This window comes from Mesorhizobium sp. M4A.F.Ca.ET.022.05.2.1 (assembly GCF_003998845.1).
Classification (GTDB): domain Bacteria; phylum Pseudomonadota; class Alphaproteobacteria; order Rhizobiales; family Rhizobiaceae; genus Mesorhizobium.
This window is the reverse complement of record NZ_RZOJ01000705.1, coordinates 1-1467: the sequence shown is the minus strand read 5'-3', so window position 1 is coordinate 1467 and position 1467 is coordinate 1. Positions and strand designations below refer to the sequence as shown.

2 protein-coding genes are annotated in these 1467 nt (G+C 68.3%); both read left to right on the top strand.

Features of this window, described 5'->3' with window-relative positions; translation table 11 throughout:
* Window positions 1–192 (top strand): LysR substrate-binding domain-containing protein (locus EN745_RS34750; protein WP_245487909.1); only part of this gene is annotated, 192 nt, incomplete at its 5' end.
* A gap of 110 nt (window positions 193–302) precedes the next feature.
* Window positions 303–1467 (top strand): DNA mismatch repair endonuclease MutL (mutL, locus tag EN745_RS34745; RefSeq protein WP_127423309.1); only part of this gene is annotated, 1165 nt, incomplete at its 3' end.

Below are 1467 nucleotides of genomic sequence, written 5' to 3'. Positions count from 1 at the left end.
GTGATGGAAGGGCAAGGCATCTCGCTCGGCTGGCGGCACCTGGTCGAGCGCCTCGTGGCATCGGGGCTGCTGGTGCCGGTGACGGATCATGTGCTGAGAACCGGCATCGGGTTCTACGTCATCTGGCCAAAGAACCGCGAACTCAGCGACAATGCGCGCAAGGTAAGGGACTGGCTGGTGACACAGGCGTGAGGTCGCCAGCTTCTGCGCGCCAGCGGAGCGCGAGGGGATCGTGACGGTAGCTGTTGCCAACTGTATTCCGCCCCTCCCCCAACGCTGTCGAATCCGCCTATAATCTCCGGATGCCCATCCGCCAGCTTTCCGAAACGATGATCAACCAGATCGCCGCTGGCGAGGTCATCGAGCGTCCGGCGAGCGTGGTGAAGGAACTGGTGGAGAATGCGCTCGATGCCGGGGCGTCCCGCGTGGACATCGTCACCGCCGGCGGCGGGCTGAACCTGATCCGCGTCACCGACGACGGCTCCGGCATCCCGGAGCGGGAACTGGCGCTGGCAATCGCACGCCACTGCACTTCCAAGCTTTCAGACGACATCCTCGACATCCGCTCACTCGGCTTCCGCGGCGAGGCGCTGCCCTCGATCGGCTCGGTGGCGCGGCTGTCGATCCGCTCGCGCACGGCCGCAGGCGACAGCGCCGCAGAGATCGGCATCGATGGCGGTCGCGTCTCGGCGGTGAAGCCGGCGGCGGCCAACCGCGGCACCACGGTCGAGGTGCGCGACCTGTTCTTCGCCACGCCCGCACGGCTCAAATTCATGAAGGGCGAGCGGGCCGAAAGCTCGGCGACCAGTGATGTGGTGAAGCGCATCGCCATCGCCTTCCCCGGCGTGCGCTTCACGCTTGCCGGCACCGACCGCTCGACGCTGGAATTGCCCGCGACCGGCGACGATCCGGAGGGCCGGCTGCAACGCGTGGCGCAAGTGATGGGCGCCGACTTTCCCGACAATGCCATCCCCATCGATGCCACGCGCGATGGCGTGCATCTTGCCGGCCACGTCTCGATTCCATCCTTCACGCGGGCGAACGCGCTGCAGCAATATGCCTATGTCAACGGCCGGCCGGTGCGCGACAAGCTGATCGCCGGCGCAATCCGCGGCGCCTTCGCCGATGTTCTGCCGCGCGACCGGCACGCAGTGACCGTACTGTTCCTGACTCTTGATCCGGCGACCGTCGACGTCAACGTGCATCCGGCCAAGGCCGATGTCCGCTTCCGCGATCCCGGCCTGGTGCGCGGACTGATCGTCGGCGCGATCCGCCAGGCGCTGGCCGGCGCCGGCATCCGCGCCGCGACGACGGGAGCCGCCGGCATGATGGCGGCGTTCCGGCCCGGCAGCGCGCCCTACGCGCATCCGGGCCCGGCCAACGGTCACCGCAGCTACGAAGCGGCCTACCGCGCGTCGGGTTTCGCCGGCTTCGAGCATTCGCCGCAGCGGCCGCTCGACATGGGAT